This window comes from Rhodococcus sp. BP-261, assembly GCF_019835205.1.
GTDB lineage: Bacteria > Actinomycetota > Actinomycetes > Mycobacteriales > Mycobacteriaceae > Rhodococcoides > Rhodococcoides kyotonensis_B.
Window position 1 is genome coordinate 194,177 of sequence record NZ_JABUCO010000004.1, and the last position, 21,045, is coordinate 215,221.

Sequence of the window (21,045 nt, forward strand, 5' to 3'; positions counted from 1 at the left end):
GCACGTCAGGCCCTGACCGTCTCTTCCTCGTCCCGCTTCGGTTCTGCCTTGGCGAGCTTCGCGCCTTCGATGTCGACGTCGGGCAGGATCTTGTCCAGCCACTTCGGCAGCCACCACGCCTTGTCGCCCATGAGCGCCATGACCGACGGGATGATGACCATACGCACGACGAACGCGTCGAAGAAGACAGCCGCCGCGAGGGCGAAACCGATCGACTTGATGAACGAGTCGGGTTCGGCCATGAACGCCGCGAAGACGGAGATCATGATGACCGCGGCCGACGTCACCACGCGGGCGCCGTACTTGAAACCGTTGACGACGGCCTCCTTCGCCGGCGTGCCGTGGACGTACTCCTCACGCATGCGCGAGACCAGGAAAACCTGGTAGTCCATCGCAAGTCCGAAGACGACACCGATCAGGAAGATCGGCATGAAGCTGACGATCGGCTGCGGATTGCTGATCAGACCCAATCCGCCTTCCTGGAAGATGAACACCGTCGCACCGAACGTGGCGAGCACGCTGAGCAGGAAGCCGAGAGTCGCCGTCAACGGAACCAGGATCGAGCGGAACACCAGCATCAGCAGCAGGAACGCGAGACCGACGACGACCGCAAGGTACGGCGCGAGAGCATCCTGCAGTCTCTCCGACACGTCGAGTTCGAGCGCGGTCTGACCCGTGACGCCGTACGACACGTTGTTCGCCTCGGCGAAACCGGATTCGGCATCGCGAAGGTTGGCGACGAGATTCTTGGTCGCGTCGCTGTTCGGCTCACTCGACGGTGTCACGAGGATCTGTGCGGTGTCCCCCGCCTCGTTGACCGCGATGATCTGCGCGTTGGTGACGTCGTCCTCGGCGGAGATCGACTCGACCAGCTTGGCGAAGCCTGCCGTCCGATCGGCTTCCGGCGCTTCGCTGCCGTCGGCGATGACGAGCAGTGGGCCGTTCTTGCCGGGACCGAAGCCTTCTTCGACGAGGTCGTAGGCCTTGCGGACCGACGTCGACGGGTCGGAGGTGGCGATGCTCGGCAGTGCGAGCGACAGGCCGGTGGTCGGACCCGCGATGACGGCGAGGAGAACAACGCCGCCGATGAGTCCGATCGCAGGACGCTTGACGAGTGCTCGGGCCCACCGGAGGCCGTTCGTGGCGGGAGCCTTCGGATCCTCGGGATCGGCGGTGTTGACGAACTTGATCTTGCCGCCGAACGCCTTGCCCTTGAACAGGCCGAGGAGTGCGGGCAGGAACGTCAGTGCGATGAGAACGGCGATGAACACCGCGAAGCCGGCCGCGTAACCCATCTGGGACAGGAACGGAATGCCGACGACGCGCAACGCGACGAGTGCGATGAGCACGGTCGCACCGGCGAAGACGACGGCCGAACCTGCCGTTCCCACCGAGCGTCCGACGGCTTCCTCGCGGTCGTCGGTGAGCGTCAGCTCGTGCCGGTATCGGGCGAGGATGAACAGCGAGTAGTCGATGGCGACGGCCAGGCCGATCATGATCGCGAGGATCGGCGTGAAGGTCGACAGATCCGCGAAACCGGACGCGGTCGTGATGGCGAGGCTGCTGATGCCGATACCGACGATCGCGGTGATGAGCGGCAGTGCTGCGGCGACGGCGGATCCGAACATGATGAGCAGTACGACGGCAGCGACGGCGAGGCCGACGAGTTCCGACGTCCCGCCCGGCGGCGACGCGTTCTGCGCGACGGTACCGCCGAGCTCGACGGTCAATCCGGCGTCGCGGGCGGGCTGGGCAGCTTCGTCGAGCTGGGTGCGCAGTTCGTCGGTGACGTCGGCCAGCTCGACCGAGATCGGGACGTCGAGCGTGCCGATCTGCCCGTTCGGGCTGAGCGGCGACAACGCTGCGGCATTGGCGGCCGCCACGTCGGGAGGGGTTCCGTCCTGCTGCGCGAGCTGGTTGTACTGCTCGACGATCCCCGTGTTGCCGACGACGGGGTTGACCAAAGGCTGCTGGCCACCGGGCTTCGCGGAGGCGTCGACGTCACCGATCTTGTCGATCTCCGCGATCGTCGCGTCCATGGCCGCGGTGTACTCGGGAGTGTCGAGCGACTGGCCGTCGGGAGCGCCGAAGACGTACTGGGCGGAGACGGCGCTCAGCGGATCCTCGACCTGTCCGAAGCGCTCGCTCTGCAGGTCGAGCGCCTCCTGAGCAGGTGTGCCCGGGATGTTGAACGAGTTGGCGGTGGGTCCGGACAACGTGCTCGCGCCGACGCCCGCGAGCACGAGAATCGCGAGCCACAGACCCAGGACGATGCCTTTTCGCCGGTAGGCGAACTTTCCGATTCGATAGAGATAGGTGGCCACGTGACGGCTCCTCAGTTGGTTTTCGGTTCGCGCGGGTCCGGGAGTCCGGCCTGCAGTTGGTCGAATGCGTCCTCGACTAGCTGTTGGGGCGACAGAGCTCCTGTGGGGTCGTTGGTCCAGATGGTCAGAGCTGCCGCGACGGCTCCACCTACCGACATTTGCACCAGGTTCGGATAGAGGTCGTGGTCGACGTCGGTGCCGGTGCGTTCGGCAATCGCTTCTCCGAGTACCCGGGTCAGCGAGCGATGAACTTCCAACTTGCGTGCCATGACGCTGGGGTTGGATTCGATGAGCTGTGCGACGGCGAAGGTCTCGGCCAGGTCTTTGTCCGGGTCGGTCACCATCGCGACGCCGACGTGCCGTAGCGAGTCCCAGAGCGGCTCGTCCGACGGCCGTGCACGCAGCATCTCGAACCATTCCAGCGCAGAAGCCTCGACGTGATGCAGAACGGCTTCTTCTTTGTTGGCGAAATAGTTGTGGAACGTACGCGTGGACACCCCCGCCTCGGCGGCGATGGCATCCGCGGTGACCGCATCCAGGCCTCGAACCTTGGCGAGGTTCAAGGCCGCGAGACCGAGAGCGTCTCTCGTGGCTGCCTTCTTCTGATCACGAAGGCCGGGGGGATGATTGGTCACGCATTCCAACGTACGGAAAGTGCAGAGTTCTGCAATATTGCACGAACGTGCAGTTCTGTCGGGTGCGACACAGTGGGGTGAACACTGTGTCACCGGTCACCGTCGAGCCCACGCCCCCGGATCGCTGGTCAGGTCGTGAACGAAGGACGGAAGATGCTCGTCGACGATGTCGGCCAGCGACACTTCCTCCAGCACAGCACGCAGATTCGCCCGGACCGCAAGCCAGACAAGCCGCAGCGGCTCGGCAGGCCCGGGATATTCGACATCCTCCGGACGCTGACCGCGTACCGACGCGAGCGGACCCTCCACGGCCCGGACGACATCGGCGACGGAAATCTCTGCGGGTGGGCGGGCCAGCCAGTATCCGCCGTCGGGGCCGCGTCGGCTGCGGACGAGATCGGCTCGACGCAGATCCGACAGCACCGATTCCAGGAACTTGTGCGGAATGTTCTGCGCACCCGCCAGCGCCTCGGCCTTGCCGGGGGCGCCCTCGTTGGCCGCGAGCTCGAGCAGAGTGCGTACGGCATAGTCCGCCTTGGCGGTAATGTGCACGGCAATCTCCTTCGACGGGCTTGCGTTAATTCCTACCACCTTGGTAGGGAATAGGCCAATTTCGCGCCGCCCCCTTCCCCTCCCCGGACCGACCGAATGTCACCTGTGGTCACTCGGAGTGACCGGAAGGCCACATTCGGTCCGACCCGAGCGCGCGCTCCGACCCGCGCCCCGACCCGAGCCCAGCCCAGCCCAGCCCAGCCCAGCCTATGGCCTAGCTCACAACAAAGCGTTACACTGAGACCCCAAGTGTTACGCAAGAGGGGTGCGGTCGGATGTTCGAGTGGATCAGTTCAGCATGGAACTCGTTACCCGAGCCGCTGCGTGACCCCGTCGCTCTGGCGATCCCCGCGTTCGTCGTGCTGCTGGCCATCGAATGGTTCGCGGCGGCCAAACTCGAGGAAGGCGAACGCGGCAGCTACAAGGGTTCGGACGCACGCGCCAGCGTCAGCATGGGTCTCGTGTCGATTGCCACGACGACTGGCTGGAAGACGCTCGCCCTCGTCGCATATTCGGCGCTGTACGCCTACGTCGCTCCGTGGCATCTGCCTGCCGACGCCTGGTACACGTGGGTGATTCTGATCGTCGGCGTCGACGTGCTGTTCTACACCTACCACCGCATCGCGCACCGAACCCGGATCATCTGGGCGACGCATCAAGCTCATCATTCGAGCGAATACTTCAACTTCAGTACTGCTCTGCGTCAGAAGTGGAACAACAGCGGCGAGATCGTCATGTGGCTTCCTTTGCCGCTCTTGGGAATTCCGCCGTGGATGGTGTTCGTCGGCTTTTCGATCAACCTGGTCTATCAGTTCTGGGTGCACACCGAGCGGATCGACAAGCTTCCGCGCGCAATCGAATTCGTCTTCAACACACCGTCGCATCACCGCGTGCATCACGGACGCGACCCGCAGTACCTCGACAAGAACTACGCCGGCATCTTCATCATCTGGGACCGGATGTTCGGGACGTACGCCGACGAGATCGAACGCCCCCACTACGGCCTGACGAAACCGGTGGACACGTACAACATCTGGACGCTCCAGACACACGAATACCGCTCCATCGCAAGGGATGTAGCGGCATCGCGGTCGTGGCGTGAACGGTTCGGTTTCGTCCTCGGCCCGCCGGGGTGGACGCCGAGCAGGCCGAGACGGAAGGAAACTAGTTCGAGTTCAGGTTGATCAGGAAGTCCACGGTTCCCGAGTCTTCGACGGTGACGAATCCCAGTGAGGGTGGCTGGATTCCGTAGTCGGCCCACGTCGTCGGAATGCTTCCCGACGCGATCAGCGTGTCACCGGACTGCAGCACCTCGATGTCGACGGACACCGGACGCGACTGGTCCTTCAGCGTCAGGGTGCCGTCGGCCTTCACCGTCGTCACGGTGCCGTCCTTCGGAACCGACGACAGGTCGACCGGCGAGGTGAACGTGAACGTCGCCGTCGGGTACGTCGCGGTGTCGAAGATGTTGCCGCGGAACTGATTGTCCCGTCGGTCGCTGTCGGTGGTGATCGAGTTGGTCTGCACGACGACTTCGCCCTCGGTCAACTCGTTGTCGGCGATGGTCACGTCACCGCTGACCTCGGTCGTCGAGCCGACCACGGTCACGTCGGATCCGTTCAGAACCTCGTCGACGGTGTAGCCCGCCGCTGTCGTGTTCGACGCGTCGCCGGGCACGATGGTCCATGATCCGTTCAGATCGTCCGTCGTCGCAGCTTGCGCCCCCGATGTGGAGACGGTCGCAGCTGGGGCGTCGTCACCCTGGAACGACGCGTAGATCTTCGGTCCGAAAAACGCAGCGAGTGCGATCACGACGACCGCTGCGCCTGCTATCCACCATTTCTTCGTCATGGCCGCCAATGCTAGTTGCACCTTCAAGTCAATGGGAGGGTCAACAGCTGGCAACTTCCTGAGAAAGCACGCGGTAGCGCCGCGCAGCCGCACTAAGGTGAAACGGTGCCGGACGACGTGCATCTCGTGTCCCTGGCCGTGGGAACGGTGGCGGTGGCGGCCGACGCCACCCGCGGGGCCGTTCGCGTCCTCGGCCGACTGCCGGTGATCGGCGAACGCCTTCGGGCGGTCTCGGCCCGCGGCGAGCGCACGGTCGTCGCCGCCACCGCCCTCGCCGACGCCGTTCTGCGGGCTGTCGTCGTCAAGGTCGTCGCCACTGCGCTCGAGGAAATCGATCTGACGCAGCTGATTCGCGACAACGTCGACATCGATGCCGTCATCGAAGGCGTCGACCTGGACAAGGCCGTCGAGCAGGTGGATCTCGACGCGGCGATCCGACGCGTCGACGTCGACGCCGTCATCGATCGAGTGAATCTGGACGCCGTCGTCGACACCGTCGATCTTAATCGCCAGGTTGCCCGCGTCGACCTCGACGGCGCCATTGCCCGCGTCGATCTGATCGCGCTCGCCAACTTCGTCATCGACGGAGTCGACCTGCCCGAGATCATGCGCGAGTCGACGGGCTCGCTGTCGGCGGAAGCTGTGCGAGGCGTCCGCAGCCACGGAATGCAGGCCGACGACGCGGTATCTCACTTCGTCGGCAAGCTCTTCGGTCGCGAGCCAGGGCGCGAGGTGACCACGTGACACTCCCGCGCGCCGAGGACATGCGTCCGGCCGGCGTCGTGACCCGCGGGGTGGCTGCCGTCGTCGATCTGGCCGTGGTCGCCGTGCTGATGGGGTCGGTGTACGTCGGAGCGGTGTTCCTGCAGTTGCTGTTCGATCCGCAATCGCTCAGTTTCAGATCGCCCGCCGTACTCATGTCGGTCACGCTCTTCGTCTGTATCGCCATCGGATACCTGACGCTGTGCTGGGCGACGACGGGTCGCACGGTCGGAGCCACCGTGATGGGGGTTCGGCTGATCAGCCGCCGCCACGGCCTGCTGCGATGGCCCGCGGCCGCACTCCGTGCGTTCCTGTGCGTCGTCTTCGGCTTCGGCCTGCTGTGGGTGGCGGTGGATCGCCGACGACGCTCTCTGCAGGACATCGTGTTGCGCACATCGGTCGTCTACGACTGGCAACCGAACACCGGCATGGTCGATCCGCACACCGCTACTGGACAATAGAGACATGGACCCGATCGAAGCCCTCCGCGAGATCGCCTACTGGCTCGAACGCTCACGCGCGGACACACATCGCGTCAAGGCATACCGGCGAGCTGCGGACGTCGTCGAAAACCTGAGTGCGGCACAGCGTTCCGAGCGCGCGAAGTCCGACTCGTGGTCGGCACTGCCGGGCATCGGAGCCAAGACGTCCCTGATCATCAGGCAGGCGCTCGCCGGCGACGTTCCGGACTACCTGGCCGAGAAGCGCGCGGAGGCCGAGCCGATCGGCGAGAACGATCTGCGGGCGGCACTGAGGGGTGATCTGCACACACATTCGAACTGGTCCGACGGCGGCAGTCCGATCGACGAGATGATGCGCACGGCCAAGGAGCTCGGGCACGAATACTGTGCTCTCACAGACCATTCACCGCGGCTCACCGTCGCCAACGGACTCAGCGCCGAGCGGCTCAGGAAGCAGCTGGACGTCATCGCCGAACTGAACGAGCAACTCGCGCCGTTCCGGATACTGACCGGAATCGAGGTGGACATTCTCGACGACGGCAGTCTCGATCAGGACGAGGGCCTACTCGCCGAGCTGGATATCGTTGTGGCGAGCGTGCATTCGAAGCTACGCGCGGACTCGGACACGATGACGCGACGGATGGTGAATGCCGTCGCGAATCCTCATGTCGACGTGCTCGGACATTGCACAGGCAGGCTCGTCACCGGTGGACGCGGTACCCGACCCGAATCGACATTCGACGCGGACGTGGTCTTCGAGGGCTGCAGGCAATATGGAACGGCCGTCGAGATCAATGCGCGGCCCGAGCGTCAGGACCCGCCGGAACGCCTCATCGATCTCGCGCTCGAGCGCGGTTGTCTGTTCTCCATCGACACCGACGCCCATGCCCCAGGTCAGCTCGATTGGCAGGGCTACGGCTGCGTCCGCGCCGAGGACAGAGGTGTGCCCGCCGACCGAATCGTCAACACGTGGCCCGTCGAGAAACTGCTCGAATGGACAGGTGACCGTTGACGGCGCGAAAACTTCTGATCGCCCTCGTCGTTCTCGCCTCCGGCTGCGCGTCGCCTGCAGCACCGACGCCCACGCACACGCCCGCGCCCTCCCCCGCGCTCGTTCCGGCCGAATCCGGTCCCGCGATGCGGCTGCTCTACGGACCGGACGCGGACAACGTCGGCGATCTCTACCTGCCGGACAACAACGCCGACTCGCTTCCCGTCGTCGTGATGGTGCACGGCGGCGGGTGGCAGAAGGCCTTGGGCTCGTCGTACTTCGCCCCGATCTCGCAGGCCGTCGCCGATCAGGGAATTGCGGTGTGGAACATCGAATATCGGCGCGGAACCGGCAATTGGGCCGACACGCTCGCCGACGTCGACAACGCCACCGAAGCATTGGCGACGTCGGTCCAGGAGGCCGCAGGTGGCCGCCTCGATCTCGACCGCGTGCATGTCGCCGGTCATTCCGCGGGAGGCCAGCTGGCGGCGTGGCTCGCGGGTCGGCACACGCTTCCGGCGTCGGCTCCGGGAGCGCAGCCACGCGTCATGCCGAAGAGCGCGACGATCATGGCAGGCGTGTACGACATGGCACGCGCGGCGACCATCGGCGGCGACAGATTCGTGCCCGCGTTCCTCGGTGGCATGCCGGACCAGGTGCCCGATCGCTATCGAGTCGCGTCGCCCATCGACCATCTGCCCATCGACGTCCGCGTGTCCGCGCTGCACGGCGACAGCGACAAGACGGTGTCGGTGAACCAGAGCACGGCGTACGTCGACGCGGCCCGCGCCGCAGGCGATCCCGCCGAGTTGACGGTTCTGCCGGGCGTCGGTCACGACGACTTCGTGCATTCGGGGTCCGTTGCGTGGACGACGGCCGTCGACACCATCACCGAACACGCCGCGACCCTCGATTGACCCGTCTGGTACACACGTCCGCATGAAGAGAGTGGTCTGGGTGTTCGCTGCCGCCGTCCTCGTGCTTGCCGGCTGTGGGCAGGAGACGACCGATTCCGGAGTCCAGCCATCCACCTCGGCGACTGCGGCCGCCGCGTCGACGACTGCACAGCCGACCACTGCTGCCGAACCGTCGACCGAGCTGCCGGAGGCGTCTGAGGCGCCGATCGATTCCGATCAGGCCGAGACTCTTCCGGTTCCCGCTCCCGCCCCGGAACTCCCCGCAGATCCCACGTCCGACGACATGCCTCACGGCGAACAGCTCTATCTGGAGACGTGCGCGCGCTTCAAGACCGCCATCGACGCGGTTGCCCTCACCGGGGCCGCGTCGCGTGACCAGTCCGTCACCGGCCTGCGCGACAAGCTGCAGGAAGGACCGAGCTGGTCGACGCTGTCCGCCGACGGCCAGCAACAGATCCTGCGGGGACTCGACGCGGCCGGGCGCGGCACCTGCTGAGCGTCAGGTGTAGAGACGTCCGATGAATGCGTCGACGTTCTCGCGCACCCGTGAGGTCCGCTCTTCCGGCGTCAAGTTCTCGCGGTACCTGTTACCGAGTGCGGGCGTTTTCTTTCCGCGCGCATACAGCGAGCACAGCAGGTCCGTGCACATGTAGGTACCGACGGAATTGCCCTTGCGCCCGGACTCGCCGGTCTTGCGTGCCGTCATCAGCGACACGTAACCACGCGAGTGCATCGTCATGCAGACGGTGCACATCTGGGCACGATCCGAGCCACCGGTTTCGTGCCGCAGCGCGACGCCCACGAGCCCGCCGGATTGCGGCACGACGATGTAACTGCGCCCGGCGTACGACGGGTCGGACCAACCGAGGAAATCGAGTTGCTCCCAATCCTTTTCGGCCAGATCGGCCGGGATGCCCATCCGTTTGGTGTCGCCCTTCGAACAGTTCACGAACGACGATCGAATGTCTTTCTCGTCGACAGGTTCCATCTCGGTTCTCCCTAGGTCTTGTTCGGCCAGTTCGCGAGGGCGTGATGCAGCACGTCGAGCATCTGCACCCACGACTCCTCGGTCGGCCGTGGCGTGTGGCTGAATCCACCCGCGGACTCCAAGGCGATGAAGCCGTGAAAGAAGCTGCCCAGCAATCGAACAGCGTCGGTTTCCGCCGGCTCACCCAAGTCGTACGCGCGGAGCACCGCACGGGACATCTGCGAGTGCCGATGCGCGTCGCTCTTGGCCACCGCATCCGAGTCCAGCTCGAAATTCGTTGCCGCATAACGGCCCGGATGCTCCCGCGCGTAGTCGCGATACGCACCGGCGAACGCGACGAGCGCGTCCTTGCCCGCACGCCCGGCCAACGCGTCGGCAACCCGGTCGGCAAGTTCGGCCAACGACGCCACGGCGACGCGCTGTCGCAGATCCCGCAGATTCTTGATGTGCGAGTACAGGCTGGCGTCCTTGACGCCGAACGAGCGCGCCAACGCCAGAACCGTCAGGTTGTCGAAGCCGATGTCGTCGGCCATCTCCGATGCCACCTCGACCAGACGCGTCGCGGTGATCCCTGCCCGTGCCATGCCGACCTCGCCTTATTCCTAGCCGTCGTGGTCTATTTCCTAGCCACCCTAGGAAGGGTACAGACACGACCGTCCCGCCGCCAACCCAATTACGACGGGGCTACTTCCAGTACGCCTGCGCCTTGATGGACTCCTTGGCCAGGCCACGCTCTTTGAACGTCTTGACGATCGACCGAGTCGATCGGGCATCACACGCCACCCAGGCGAAAGTGCCCGGCGCCGGCGACAGCGACTCGGCCGCCTCCCGAAGCAGACGGCCGTCGTCGACGCGTTCCAGCCAGGTCACCTGATGCGCGTCGCCCGCGTGGACGGGAAGCGTCGTGTCCGACTCGAACTGCCACTCCAGCCACACCCTGGCCGGGGTGTCGCCGATGGCGTCGAGGATGGAGTTGATCGCGGGTAGCGACGCCGTGTCACCGAACAGGACGAACTCCTGCGGCATCGGATTCGGGATCGAGAAGTTCGACGACCCCGCACTCTTCCCGATCACGCTCGCGTCGAGGATGTCCCCGACTTGCGCATTCTCGGCCCACTTCGACGCAGGGCCGTAGTGCAGAGCGAACTCCACAGCGAAGGTGTCGGCCGCGGGATCCTGCCGAACGAGGGTGTACCCGCGTTGACGCTCCTTGCCGGTGCCGTCGTCGAACCAGAGGCGGATCCACTGCGTGGGATGAACCGGATGCGCGGCCAGAACGCCGTCGCCGGAGAACCCGATCCGGATGTACTTGTCCGTGACCGGTTCGACGTAGGTGACGGTGAGCTTGTAGTTCTCGGCCCGCCACGCCTTCATGATGATGCCCTCGACCCCTTTACTCATGAGGGCAGGGTAACCTAATAAGCGGCGTAGATGCGTTCCATCGGCCTGGTTCCGTCGGCCATGATCCAGCCGGCCGGCCTCCGGTCGACGAGCGACCATCCCGTGCGTTCGTACAGAGCAATGGCCGCACCGGAGTGCTCGATGACGTCGAGCATCAATGTCCGTCCGTCGGCATGGTCGCGTATCCGATTCAGCAGCGAGGTCCCGACGGCCGACCCTCGCCCCGATGGCCGCACGAACAGCCGAGACACCCACAGCGCGGCGTCGCGTCGTACCAGAAGGGCATGTCCCACAATGGAATTCGCGTCGTCCGCCACCCACGCCGCATCGGTCTCGGCCGGTGTCAGCCAGGCGTCGGGATCATCGGGCCACCGGTCGGGATAGCCGTCGGACTCGTGGACCTCACATAGAGCGCGGACACACTCGGGAAGATCGGAGGTCTCTCGGGGCCGCACCTGCACCGAAACGACGGTACTGGGTCGCGCGGCCCGGACCGAATGTCACCTTCGCTCACTCAGAGAGACCGAAGGTCACCCTCGCTCACTCAGGTGGACCGAAGGCCGCCCTCGCTCACTCAGGGAGACCGAATGTCACCCTCGCTCACTCAGAGAGACCGGAAAGCCACATTCGGTCCACGACGGGCGCACAAAAAAACTCCCCACCTGCGCGGGGCAGGTGGGGAGCTTTGGCGGTGGCGGAGGGATTTGAACCCTCGGACGGGGGTTACCCGTCACACGCTTTCGAGGCGTGCTCCTTAGGCCGCTCGGACACGCCACCGCGGAAAACTGTACCGCAGTGACGCCCAGACGTTAAATCGCCTGGTCAGACCGGAAATCAGTGTCCGGTCAGCTTGTCCTTGACGGTGGAGGCTGCGTCCTTGATCTTCTCGCCGGCGTCCTTGATGGCAGACGACGCCTGGTCGCCCTTGCCTTCTGCTTCGAGGTCACGGTCGCCGGTAGCCGATCCAGCTGCTTCCTTGGCCTTGCCGCCCAGATCCTCGGCCTTGTTCGAGATCTTGTCGTCGAGTCCCATGATGCCTCCCTGAGGATGTCGATTGCAGAACACGGTGTGTTCCTTGTCGACGGGCTTACCCCCGACCTGGCGCCCGAAACATAAGAGTTTCATGAGCGTCGGCCCTCGAAGAAGTCCAGCAGCAGGCGGGCGCATTCGGTTTCCAGAACTCCGCCCCGAACCTGTGGCCGATGAGTGAGCCGCTGATCACGCACCACATCCCACAGCGAGCCCACCGCGCCCGTCTTGGGTTCCCACGCCCCGAAGACGACCTTGGCGACGCGAGCGAGCACCAGAGCCCCCGCGCACATCGTGCACGGTTCCAACGTCACCGCGAGCGTGCAGCCTTCGAGCCGCCATCCGTCGCCGTGAACCTTCGCCGCGGCGCGCAGCGCGAGAATCTCGGCGTGCGCGGTCGGGTCACCCGTGCATTCCCGCTCGTTGGCTGCGCGCGCGAGTTCCCGCCCGTCGGCGTCGAAGACCACCGCGCCGATCGGGATGTCGAGTTCGGACGCCTGTTCCGCCGCCGACAGAGCGGCACGAACGTAGTCCTCGTCGGTCACCGAGGTAGCTTGTCCAGGACGGTCGAGAGCTCGTCGGAGAATCCGAGACGCTGCGCGATGGATCCGAGTTGCTCGTCCGGATACAGATCCGTCTCGGCGACGATGATGCCCAGCACCGGTTCCGGCAGCCCCAGATCCGCCAGAAGCGACAGATCACCCTCTTCCCAGGGTTCGATGTCGTCGAGCTCGTCCGGATCGATGTCGGGGATCTCGATGTTCAACGCATCGAGGACGTCGGCGGCGATGTCGTAGTCGATGGCAGCCGTCGCGTCGGAGACGAGCAACCGCGTTCCCGACGGCGCGGGCCGCAGAACGACGAAGAACTCGTCGTCGACGTCGAGTAGCCCGAAGATGGCTCCCGAGCTTCGCATCTCCCGCAGCTCCGTCTCGGCGACCGACAGGGACCCCAACGCCCGCGGGGACAACGGCGTCACCTTCCACTTGCCGTCCTCGCGGACGACGGCAACACCGAAGCCCTCCAGGTCGTCGTACGCGCTCGTCTCGGGACCGTCGAACTTCTTCGCCTTGGCGGAGTTGTTCCCGCGCTGTGCAGCCATGCGGGCAACGGTAGTCGCCGAGAGCCCCCGAAATGAAGTCCACCGCGAGAGAACAGGTCGTACCCGTATGCCAACCTGGTGGCGTGACTTCAGCTCCCGTGTGTGTGCTCGGCCTCGGACTCATCGGCGGATCGGTTCTGCAGGCAGCGGTTCGTGCTGGTCGTGACGCGTGGGGCTACAACCGATCGGCCGACGCCATCGCCGGCGCGGCGGAGGCTGGTTACGACGTCGGCACCGACCTGGTGGCCGCGCTGACCCGGGCGGCCGAGAGCGGCGCTCTCGTCGTCGTCGGAGTTCCGATGCCTGCCGTCGATTCGATCCTGGCTGCGGTGGCCGAGCATGCGCCGAGCAATCCCGTCACCGACGTCGTCAGCGTCAAGGCGGAGGTGGCCGCCGCCGTCGCGCGACACGGCCTCGCACGCAACTACGTGGGCGGTCATCCCATGGCAGGCACCAACGAGTCGGGATGGCAGGCGGCCGATCCGACTCTGTTCGCCGACGCGGTGTGGGTCGTCGGCGTGGACGACGACGCCGACCCGGACGTGTGGCGTCAGGTGGCGTCGCTGGCCCTGGATTGCGGATCGGTCGTCGTGCCGGTCGAGAGCACCGAGCACGACCGGGCCGTCGCCCGCATCTCCCATCTGCCGCACCTACTCGCCGAGACGTTGGCGCAAGCCGGGGCGTCGGGAGGCGCGCTGGCCTTGGGCCTGGCCGCCGGGTCGTTTCGCGACGGCACCAGGGTGGCCGCGTCGGCACCCGGTCTCGTGCGAGCCATGTGCGAAGGCAACGCGACGGCGCTCACCGACGTGCTCGACGAGGCGCTCGCGGTCCTCACCCGGGCACGTGCAGAGCTGGCCGACCACCGCTCGACGGAAGCACTGGTGACGGCAGGCCATGCCGCACGAACCGCCTACGAGCAGCACCGACGGTTCGACATCACCGACATCGAACCGGGTGACGACGGCTGGATCGAACGGCTGCGCGAGGCCGGCCGCAAGGGAGGCGTCGTACGTCAGATCCGCTCGGCGAGCCCGGGGTAGTCGAGTACGAATCCGTCTCCGTCGACGGTGACCGACGAGCTGGATACCGGTGAGAGCACGTGGATGCCGTCGGCGCCGCTGCTGTAGGTCAGGGCTGCTTCCTGGATGCTCAGGTCCAGCAGGTTGACGTAGACGACCGGCACCTGCGCCTCGATCGAGTCGGTGCCGAGACCGAGCCGCCGGATGGGCAACGTGTTGAAGAACGGGCTGAAGACGACATCGACGTCGACCGCGCCGTTGTAGGTCGAACGCTGGTGATTCGCAGCGCCCTCGACCATCCAGTAGCCCTCGTTGTCGCGGCTGACCGACGCCTGCTTCTCACCGCCTGCCACGGCTGTGCGCAGAGAAAGCCTGCGGGTCACGCCGTGCTCGTCGGTCACCAGGTCGTACGACGCGCTGAACGCGGGATGATCCGAGCAGGCGCCTCCGATGATGCGACCGGACGCCTTGATGCGGTTACCGCTGAGCTGGACACGCACCGATTCCATGCGGGGCGCTTCGTGCGCTCGCCAGGTCAGGATCGCCGGCCAGGACTGCGTCGACGGTGCGGCCTCGGAATCAACGGTGGCGTCTTCTACACCCGATGTTGGAGTGGTCACTCGACTACGGTAAGCGACGAAGGTACCTCCATACCAAGCGGTGGTGACTTTTCTGGGCGTCCACTCACTAGTGTGGGCTTCGTGACATCCGGCGACTTCGACTTCGCGCACTCCGAGCAGGCCGCCAAGAGCCGACAGGACAAGGCGACGGCCCTCGCCCGGTACATCTGGGAGCGCGGGATCGGCAGCGCGGAACTCCTCGGCGTCGACGACGCGGTACGACGCAAACTGGCCCGCGCAGCCGGGCTGTCTCCTCCGAGCACGATGGAGACCTGGACCATCGCCGCGGACCTGCTCGACCGCAAGGACCGGTGGGCGGCACAGAATCCGACGCATCCCGCGGCGACGGCGTCGCACACGGACGAGAAGATCATGTGGGTGAAGCCGCCGATCACTCCCTGGTAGTGCGGCCTTCGGCGCCCGTGCGCGGATAGTTGGTCCAGGGTCCAACTATTCGCGCACGGGCGGCGCAGCCGCACGCATGGGCCACCAGAACGCGCGTCCTTCCAGCGCAGACAGACTCGGCACGAGCAGTGGGGCCATCAACAGCGCAGCGATGCACACGCCGATCGCGACACCGAGACCGAGCTCGGCGAGGTTGGCCAGACCCGTCAACGTCAGCGACGCGAACGTCAGCGCCAGAATGATTCCCGACGCGGCCACGGTGGGTGCGTCGTTCACGACGGCCTCCCTCGCCGCACCGCGAGGTTCGTGACCGTTCTCGAACTCCTCGCGCAGGCGGGACGCGATCAGGATGTTGTAATCCGTGCCGATCGCGACGACGAACAGGTACAGCACGATGGGGATGGTGAAGTCGATACCGTCGTAGTCGAGGATCTTCAAGAACACCAGGACGACGGCACCCAGCGTCGCCGCGAACGTAAGCGCCACGCACACAAGCAGATTCAGTGGCGCGAGCACCGCCGTCAGCAACGCCCCGAGGATGATCGCGATGATGACGGCCGCGACCGGGAACACGGTTCGCGTGTCGGCCCGGAGTTGGTCTCGGACATCGACGAACGTCGACGTCTGACCCCCGACCAACACCTCGGTTCCGGGGATCGCTGCACTGTGGGCAGCGTCGCGCACCGGTCCTCGCACCAGATCGAGTGCGGCGTTCGAGTACGGATCCTCGTTCAACACAACGGATATCACTGCTGCCGTGCCGTCCTGACTGATTCGCGGCGGTGCCACCGAGGAGACGCCGTCGACTCCGGTGACGTCGGCAGCCACCGCAGCGAGCACCTGCTGCGAGACAGGACCGCTACCGGTCACGTAGATCTGCGTGGGACTCAGCGCGCCGGCCGGAAACGATTGTCCCAGTGTGTCGAACGCCTCTTGCGACGGGGTGTTGGAGGGTAGTTCACCGAGCGTGTCGTAGGTCGAGGTGTATCCGGACGAGAACACCGCGAGCACGACGAGTACGACACCCACAGCGCCGGCGACGACGGCGGGCCTGCGTGCGATGGTCGTGCCGACGGCCGCGAACGGTGTTGCGTCCCTGGTCTTTCCCGGCCCCCGGGGCCAGAAGAGATGACGCCCGAGCACGGTGAACAACGCCGGGACGAGCGTCAGCGCGGTCACGAGCATGACGGCAACCGCGATGATCAACCCGGGCGCGAGCGTGCTGAGCGACCCTAGCTTGGCGAGCAGCAGCGCCGCGAAGGCGCCGATCACGGTCAACGCCGACGACGCGACGACCTTGCCCACGACGGTCACGGCGAATCGCAATGCCTCTTCGTTCGTTTCATCGCTGCGCAGTCGTTCGCGGTAACGGAACAACAGGAACACCACATAGTCGGTGCCGATTCCGAACAGCACCACGACGAGGATCGATCCCAGCGTCGTGCTCACGTCGAAACCGAACAGGGCAGCGACGTCGGCGGTCAGCGCGGTGACGACCAGAAGCACGACTCCGATGACGAGCACAGGAATGACCGCGATGATCGGGCTTCGGAAGATCGCACCGAGCAACACGAGAATGACGACGACCGTCGCGACGGTGATGATGCGATCCGCACGGTCGTAGGCCGCCGTGGTGTCGACGCCGATCGCCGCGTTACCGGTCAAGCCGCTGACGAGGTCCGTTCCCTGCAGGGCAGTCGACGCGTTGTCACGGACGATCGGGACGGCCGCGTCGACCAGATCGTCGCCGGGCTGACCCGCGAACGACACCTGCAACGCCATGGCCGTGCCGTCCTGCGACAGCGACTGAGGCGTCGCCGTCACACCGACGACGCCCGGAATGTTCTCGCCCTGAAGCGTCGACGCGAGGCCCGACGCGGTCTGCTGGTCGCTCGGCGACAGGGCCGCGCCGTCCGATCGGGTGACGACGAGGCTGCCCGTGGCGCCCGCGACCGTCGGGAAGTACTCGTTTCCTGCCGCCTGCGCCTGAGACGATTCGAACGAACTCGGCAGGAATGTCTGCTGGTTACCCGTCGTGTAATCGCCGAGGCTCGGAGACAGCACGATCGCGGCGAACGCGAGGACAAGCCACACGACGATGACTTTCCACGGGTTCGCGACCACTGTTCTGGCGACGTAGGCGAACATGATTCCCCGCTTTGAGGAGAACACGACCGGCCTGTCCAGGGTAGTGCGGCGGCGCCACCCGTGTGAGCGTAATCGCCGCAGGTCGCGGTCACACCAGACTGTGTTCCCATGCGTCGTGCAGTTCGGCGAAACGCCCGTGTCCGGCGATGAGGTCGGCGGGAGGCCCGTCCTCGACGACGACACCGCCGTCCATGACCAGTACCCGGTCCGCGATCGCGACGGTCGACAACCGGTGCGCGATGATCAGCGCCGTCCGATCACGGAGGACGGTCTCGAGCGCCCGTTGGACGAGCCGTTCGCTGGGGATGTCGAGACTGGACGTTGCCTCGTCGAGCACGATCACCGCAGGTGCCGCCAGGAACACCCGCGCGAACGCGACGAGCTGACGCTGCCCCGCGCTGAGCCTGCCGCCCCTCTTGCGCACGTCGGTGCCGAGGCCGTCCGGCAGAGTGTCGACGAACTCGGTCAGTCCGACGGCGTCGGCCGCGGCGGCCACCTCGGCGTCCGTCGCCGACGGCTTGCCGAGACGGATGTTGTCGGCGATGGTTCCGGAGAACAGGAACGACTCCTGCGTCACCATGACGACGTGTCGACGCAATGTCTCCTCGTCGAGGTTTCGCACGTCGACGCCGTCGAGCATGACGGTGCCTGCGGTCGGATCGTAGAAGCGCGCCAACAGCTTCGCGAGCGTCGACTTCCCGGCGCCGGTGGCACCGACCATCGCGACCACCTGACCCGCGGGCACGTGCAGCGAGAACGTCGGCAGCACGACGCGGCCGGCGTCGTAGGCGAAGTGGACGTCGTCGAAGTCGATCTTCCCCGCGGCCTCGTCGAGCTGCACCGGGTTCGTCGGCGCCTGCACCGACGGCTGTTCCTCGAGCACGCCCGAGATCTTCTCGAGCGCGGCAGCAGCGGACTGGTAGGCGTTGAACACCATGGCGAGTTCGTCCAGCGGCCCGTAGAACCGGCGAAGGTACAGCACGTACGCGGCGAGAATGCCGATGTCCATGTGCCCGTTGATGACTCGATAGCTACCGAACACCAGGATGATGGCCAGCGTGACGTTGCCGATCCATCGCACGATGCCGGTGTAGCTCGCCATGCCACGCAGCGCAGCCGTCGTCGCGTCGCGGTATTCGGTGTCCTCGGCTTTCAGGATCGCGTTGTTGCGTCCCTGACGCCGAAACACCTGCACCGCACGGATTCCGCCCATCGACTCGACGAAGTGCACGACGACCTTCGCGATCGCCACCCGCGTGCGTCGGTAACCGGTGCGTTGCCGTCGTTGCGACCATCGCGTCACCCACACGAGCGGTACGAAACCGGCGAGGACGATCAACCCCAGCGGCACATCGAGATACACGAGGATGATCGCGATGCTGACGATCGACAGGATGGCGGTCAACGCGTCGTTCAACGCACTTTCGAGCAGCGTCTGCAGCGACTCGACATCGCTCGTCAGTCGCGAGATCAAGCGTCCCGACGTGTACTTCTCGTGGAACGACAGGCTCAGCTTCTGGGCATGGTCGAACACCCGCTTGCGCAGGTCGAACAGGATGGCCTGGCTGAGTCGACCCGACACCATGAGGAACGTGTAGGTCGTGATCGAGCCGAGGATTCCGAATGCGATGTATCCGAACACCGTCCACGCCAACGGGACCCAGTTTCCATCGGTCGCCGACGAGATCCCGTGGTCCAACGCGTAGGCGATGAACAGCGGCCCCGCAACGAACACGAGGTTGTCGACGAGGATGATCGCGATCGCCAGCAGCGCCTGCGTGCGGTACGGGCGCATTAGCGACATCAGCAGTCGCCGAGACCGTCCGGCCAGGATCAGGTTACCGGTGGAATCGACGTCGGAATCCTCGTTTCCTACTCCGCGCCAGTCCTTGTCGTCCGTAGCCTTCTGCTCAGCCATCGATCGACCCCATCACGTGGCGGTACTTCGACGACGTCGCCAGAAGGCGCTCGTGCGTACCCTGCTCCACGATTCTCCCGTTCTCCAGATGAAGCACTCGGTCCGCCAGTGCGGCGGTGGACGGCCGGTGTGCGACCAGCATCGTCGTCGAGTGCGTCAGGACGCGTCGCAAATTCTCTTGCACCCGTTCCTCGGTCGAGACGTCGAGAGCCGACAGCGGATCGTCGAGCACCAGAATCCGAGGCCGGCCGAGCACCGCACGCGCAAGCGCCAGGCGTTGACGCTGTCCGCCGGACAGACTCATGCCCTGTTCGCCGATGCGCGTATCGAGGCCCCACGGCAACGTCTCGACGAAATCCCGTGCGTGCGCGACGGTCAACGCCTCCTCGACGTCCGCATCCGATGCATCCGGTCGACCCAGCGTGACGTTCTCGCGCACACTCGCCGAGAACAACACCGGCTCTTCGAACGCCACCGACACCACCGACCGCAGGCCTGCCAAAGACAGTGTGCGAATGTCGATCCCGTCGATCGTCACCGCGCCGCCCGTGACATCGAACAAGCGCGGCACCAGGTTGGTCAGTGCCGTCTTCCCGCTGCCGGTCACGCCGACGAGCGCAACGGTCTCCCCCGGCTCGACGCGGAAATCGACACCCGACAGCAGTGGGGCCTGCGCGTCGGGGAACGTGAAATCGACGTCGTGAAAGGCGAGTTCACCGCGGAGCGGGCTCGGTAATGTCGTCGGCGCGATCGGCTCCTGGATCGTCTCGGGAGTGTCCATGATCTCCCAGTACCGATCCGCGGCGGTGCGCGCATTGTTGAGCTCGGCCAGCAGGTATCCGAACGCTTCGATCGGCCACAGCAGGAACGCGACGATGGCCATGGCCGCGATCAGCGTTCCTGCCGTCATCGTGCCCTGTACGACGGAATACGTTCCGAAACCCAGCATCACGCCGATTCCGACCGGCGGCAGACCCACGATGAGCGACCACAGAATTGCGAGGTACCAGACCTTCTTCAACTCGGTGCCGCGCAGTGTGGTCGCCTCACGCAGAAACCGTCGACCCAGATGTGCGCTGCGGCCGAACGCTTTCAGGACACGGATGCCCTGAATGGATTCCTCCACGGTCGTCGTGACGTCGCCCGCCTGGTCCTGCGAATCACGCGCGGCGACGCGGTAGAGCGACTCGAAACGGGTGCAGATGATCATGAGCGGCACGGCCGTCACCAGCATGATGACGCCGAGTTGCCACGCTGCCGCGAACAGAACACCGAGTCCGACGACGAGGGTGACCGCGTTGATGATGATGAACGGACCGACGAATGCCACGAATCGTCGCAACAGCGACAGGTCCGCGATGGCGCGCGACAGCAACTGTCCCGATTCCCACCCTTCGTGGGCCGATACCGAGAGGCGCTGCAGTTTCTCGAATACCGTTGCCCGAGCATCGATCTCGAATTGACTGGACGGACCCGAGACCAGGTACCGTCGCACCCAGATACCGACTGCGTCGATCGTTCCGAGCAGCAGGACGAGAGTCGCAGGCCACCAGACGCCGCCGAAGTCGCCGTCGGTGATCGGCCCGTCGATGACGGACTGCATCACGAGCGGGATAGCGAGGCCGGTCAGCGTCGCGATGAGGGACACCACGACCGACCCGACGTAGTACCACTTGAACGGGGCGATGAACGGGTGGAAGCGCGCCAGGGAGCTACGTTCGTTCTGCCGCGAGTTCGGCCGTCCCACGATGGTCGTCTGCTCTTCGAGTACACCGGTGGACACGTCGATTCCCCTTACTGCTCGCCCGAAGAATGCTGTCACTCGGCGGCCTTGAAGCCAACCGATTTTTCGGCCGCCGCATTCCATCCTGGAACCTGAAGCAATGTCGAGGTCAAGGGCTCGTACCGTGTGTCGGCAAAAC

23 protein-coding genes and 1 tRNA gene are annotated in these 21,045 nt (G+C 65.5%); 8 read left to right on the forward strand and 16 right to left on the reverse strand.

Annotated features, from left to right (window positions below; translation table 11 throughout):
* Window positions 1–5: 5 nt before the first annotated feature.
* The 3 genes from HQ354_RS06650 to HQ354_RS06660 form a co-directional block, all read right to left on the reverse strand.
* Window positions 6–2,324, reverse strand: coding sequence for an MMPL family transporter (locus tag HQ354_RS06650; RefSeq protein ID WP_068423603.1), 2,319 nt, complete (start codon window positions 2,322–2,324; stop codon window positions 6–8).
* 11 nt (window positions 2,325–2,335) lie between these two features.
* Window positions 2,336–2,959 (reverse strand): TetR/AcrR family transcriptional regulator, encoded by a 624-nt coding sequence (locus tag HQ354_RS06655; protein ID WP_167678554.1) that lies wholly within the window; start codon window positions 2,957–2,959, stop codon window positions 2,336–2,338.
* Window positions 2,960–3,055: 96 nt separating this feature from the next.
* Complete coding sequence (locus tag HQ354_RS06660; RefSeq protein ID WP_068423607.1) at window positions 3,056–3,511, reverse strand: Rrf2 family transcriptional regulator; 456 nt, start codon at window positions 3,509–3,511, stop codon at window positions 3,056–3,058.
* Between the two features lie 275 nt (window positions 3,512–3,786).
* Between HQ354_RS06660 and HQ354_RS06665 the strand changes: the two genes are divergently transcribed.
* Window positions 3,787–4,695, forward strand: a complete 909-nt coding sequence (locus HQ354_RS06665) for a sterol desaturase family protein (RefSeq protein WP_068423608.1) — start codon at window positions 3,787–3,789, stop codon at window positions 4,693–4,695.
* Here the strand turns inward: HQ354_RS06665 and HQ354_RS06670 are convergent.
* Complete coding sequence (locus HQ354_RS06670; protein WP_222634369.1) at window positions 4,676–5,362, reverse strand: YceI family protein; 687 nt, start codon at window positions 5,360–5,362, stop codon at window positions 4,676–4,678. The two genes, HQ354_RS06665 and HQ354_RS06670, sit on opposite strands and share 20 nt — an antisense overlap.
* Window positions 5,363–5,467: 105 nt before the next feature.
* Between HQ354_RS06670 and HQ354_RS06675 the strand changes: the two genes are divergently transcribed.
* From HQ354_RS06675 to HQ354_RS06695, 5 genes are read left to right on the forward strand one after another with little or no spacing between them, the layout of a single operon-like run.
* Complete coding sequence (locus HQ354_RS06675) at window positions 5,468–6,106, forward strand: hypothetical protein (protein WP_222634368.1); 639 nt, start codon at window positions 5,468–5,470, stop codon at window positions 6,104–6,106.
* A 20-nt stretch (window positions 6,107–6,126) separates the two neighbouring features.
* Window positions 6,127–6,585: an RDD family protein gene (locus tag HQ354_RS06680; protein WP_222634436.1), complete on the forward strand. Its 459-nt coding sequence runs from the start codon at window positions 6,127–6,129 to the stop codon at window positions 6,583–6,585.
* 4 nt (window positions 6,586–6,589) lie between these two features.
* Complete coding sequence (locus HQ354_RS06685; protein ID WP_222634367.1) at window positions 6,590–7,597, forward strand: PHP domain-containing protein; 1,008 nt, start codon at window positions 6,590–6,592, stop codon at window positions 7,595–7,597.
* On the forward strand, window positions 7,594–8,493 hold the full coding sequence (locus HQ354_RS06690; RefSeq protein WP_261768518.1) for a S9 family peptidase: 900 nt from the start codon (window positions 7,594–7,596) through the stop codon (window positions 8,491–8,493). The genes HQ354_RS06685 and HQ354_RS06690 overlap by 4 nt, the downstream gene beginning before the upstream one ends.
* Before the next feature lie 22 nt (window positions 8,494–8,515).
* Window positions 8,516–8,989 carry a hypothetical protein gene (locus HQ354_RS06695; RefSeq protein ID WP_222634366.1) on the forward strand — a complete coding sequence of 158 codons (474 nt, stop codon included), beginning with the start codon at window positions 8,516–8,518 and terminating at the stop codon, window positions 8,987–8,989.
* Window positions 8,990–8,992: 3 nt separating this feature from the next.
* Here the strand turns inward: HQ354_RS06695 and HQ354_RS06700 are convergent, their stop codons facing one another.
* The 8 genes from HQ354_RS06700 to HQ354_RS06735 form a co-directional block, all read right to left on the reverse strand.
* The gene (locus tag HQ354_RS06700; RefSeq protein WP_222634365.1) at window positions 8,993–9,481 is read right to left on the reverse strand and encodes an FBP domain-containing protein; all 489 of its coding nucleotides are present in this window, start codon (window positions 9,479–9,481) and stop codon (window positions 8,993–8,995) included.
* 11 nt (window positions 9,482–9,492) lie between these two features.
* The gene (locus HQ354_RS06705) at window positions 9,493–10,065 is read right to left on the reverse strand and encodes a TetR/AcrR family transcriptional regulator (RefSeq protein ID WP_167678545.1); all 573 of its coding nucleotides are present in this window, start codon (window positions 10,063–10,065) and stop codon (window positions 9,493–9,495) included.
* Window positions 10,066–10,165: 100 nt separating this feature from the next.
* Complete coding sequence (locus HQ354_RS06710; protein ID WP_222634364.1) at window positions 10,166–10,882, reverse strand: siderophore-interacting protein; 717 nt, start codon at window positions 10,880–10,882, stop codon at window positions 10,166–10,168.
* A gap of 14 nt (window positions 10,883–10,896) precedes the next feature.
* Window positions 10,897–11,343, reverse strand: coding sequence for a GNAT family N-acetyltransferase (locus tag HQ354_RS06715; protein WP_222634363.1), 447 nt, complete (start codon window positions 11,341–11,343; stop codon window positions 10,897–10,899).
* Window positions 11,344–11,568: 225 nt separating this feature from the next.
* Window positions 11,569–11,659: transfer RNA gene (locus HQ354_RS06720), tRNA-Ser, on the reverse strand.
* 57 nt (window positions 11,660–11,716) lie between these two features.
* The gene (locus tag HQ354_RS06725; RefSeq protein WP_068423671.1) at window positions 11,717–11,914 is read right to left on the reverse strand and encodes a CsbD family protein; all 198 of its coding nucleotides are present in this window, start codon (window positions 11,912–11,914) and stop codon (window positions 11,717–11,719) included.
* An 89-nt stretch (window positions 11,915–12,003) separates the two neighbouring features.
* Window positions 12,004–12,456: a nucleoside deaminase gene (locus tag HQ354_RS06730; RefSeq protein WP_068423624.1), complete on the reverse strand. Its 453-nt coding sequence runs from the start codon at window positions 12,454–12,456 to the stop codon at window positions 12,004–12,006.
* A complete protein-coding gene (locus HQ354_RS06735) occupies window positions 12,453–13,013 on the reverse strand; it encodes a tRNA adenosine deaminase-associated protein (RefSeq protein WP_068423627.1) in 561 nt (186 codons plus the stop codon). Before HQ354_RS06735 ends, HQ354_RS06730 begins: the two co-directional genes overlap by 4 nt.
* Window positions 13,014–13,045: 32 nt before the next feature.
* Here HQ354_RS06735 and HQ354_RS06740 point away from each other — a divergent pair, with 32 nt between their 5' ends.
* A complete protein-coding gene (locus tag HQ354_RS06740) occupies window positions 13,046–14,053 on the forward strand; it encodes a prephenate dehydrogenase (protein WP_222634362.1) in 1,008 nt (335 codons plus the stop codon).
* Here HQ354_RS06740 and HQ354_RS06745 read toward each other — a convergent pair.
* The gene (locus HQ354_RS06745; RefSeq protein WP_068423632.1) at window positions 14,026–14,541 is read right to left on the reverse strand and encodes a putative glycolipid-binding domain-containing protein; all 516 of its coding nucleotides are present in this window, start codon (window positions 14,539–14,541) and stop codon (window positions 14,026–14,028) included. The genes HQ354_RS06740 and HQ354_RS06745 overlap by 28 nt on opposite strands.
* Window positions 14,542–14,733: 192 nt before the next feature.
* Here HQ354_RS06745 and HQ354_RS06750 point away from each other — a divergent pair, with 192 nt between their 5' ends.
* Window positions 14,734–15,057, forward strand: coding sequence for a hypothetical protein (locus HQ354_RS06750; RefSeq protein WP_068423672.1), 324 nt, complete (start codon window positions 14,734–14,736; stop codon window positions 15,055–15,057).
* 45 nt (window positions 15,058–15,102) lie between these two features.
* Here HQ354_RS06750 and HQ354_RS06755 read toward each other — a convergent pair whose 3' ends face one another.
* From HQ354_RS06755 to HQ354_RS06765, 3 genes are all read right to left on the reverse strand, one after another.
* The gene (locus tag HQ354_RS06755; protein WP_374107302.1) at window positions 15,103–17,229 is read right to left on the reverse strand and encodes an MMPL family transporter; all 2,127 of its coding nucleotides are present in this window, start codon (window positions 17,227–17,229) and stop codon (window positions 15,103–15,105) included.
* 64 nt (window positions 17,230–17,293) lie between these two features.
* On the reverse strand, window positions 17,294–19,123 hold the full coding sequence (locus HQ354_RS06760) for an ABC transporter ATP-binding protein (RefSeq protein ID WP_167678535.1): 1,830 nt from the start codon (window positions 19,121–19,123) through the stop codon (window positions 17,294–17,296).
* On the reverse strand, window positions 19,116–20,906 hold the full coding sequence (locus HQ354_RS06765) for an ABC transporter ATP-binding protein (protein ID WP_167678534.1): 1,791 nt from the start codon (window positions 20,904–20,906) through the stop codon (window positions 19,116–19,118). Before HQ354_RS06765 ends, HQ354_RS06760 begins: the two co-directional genes overlap by 8 nt.
* Window positions 20,907–21,045: the final 139 nt, after the last annotated feature.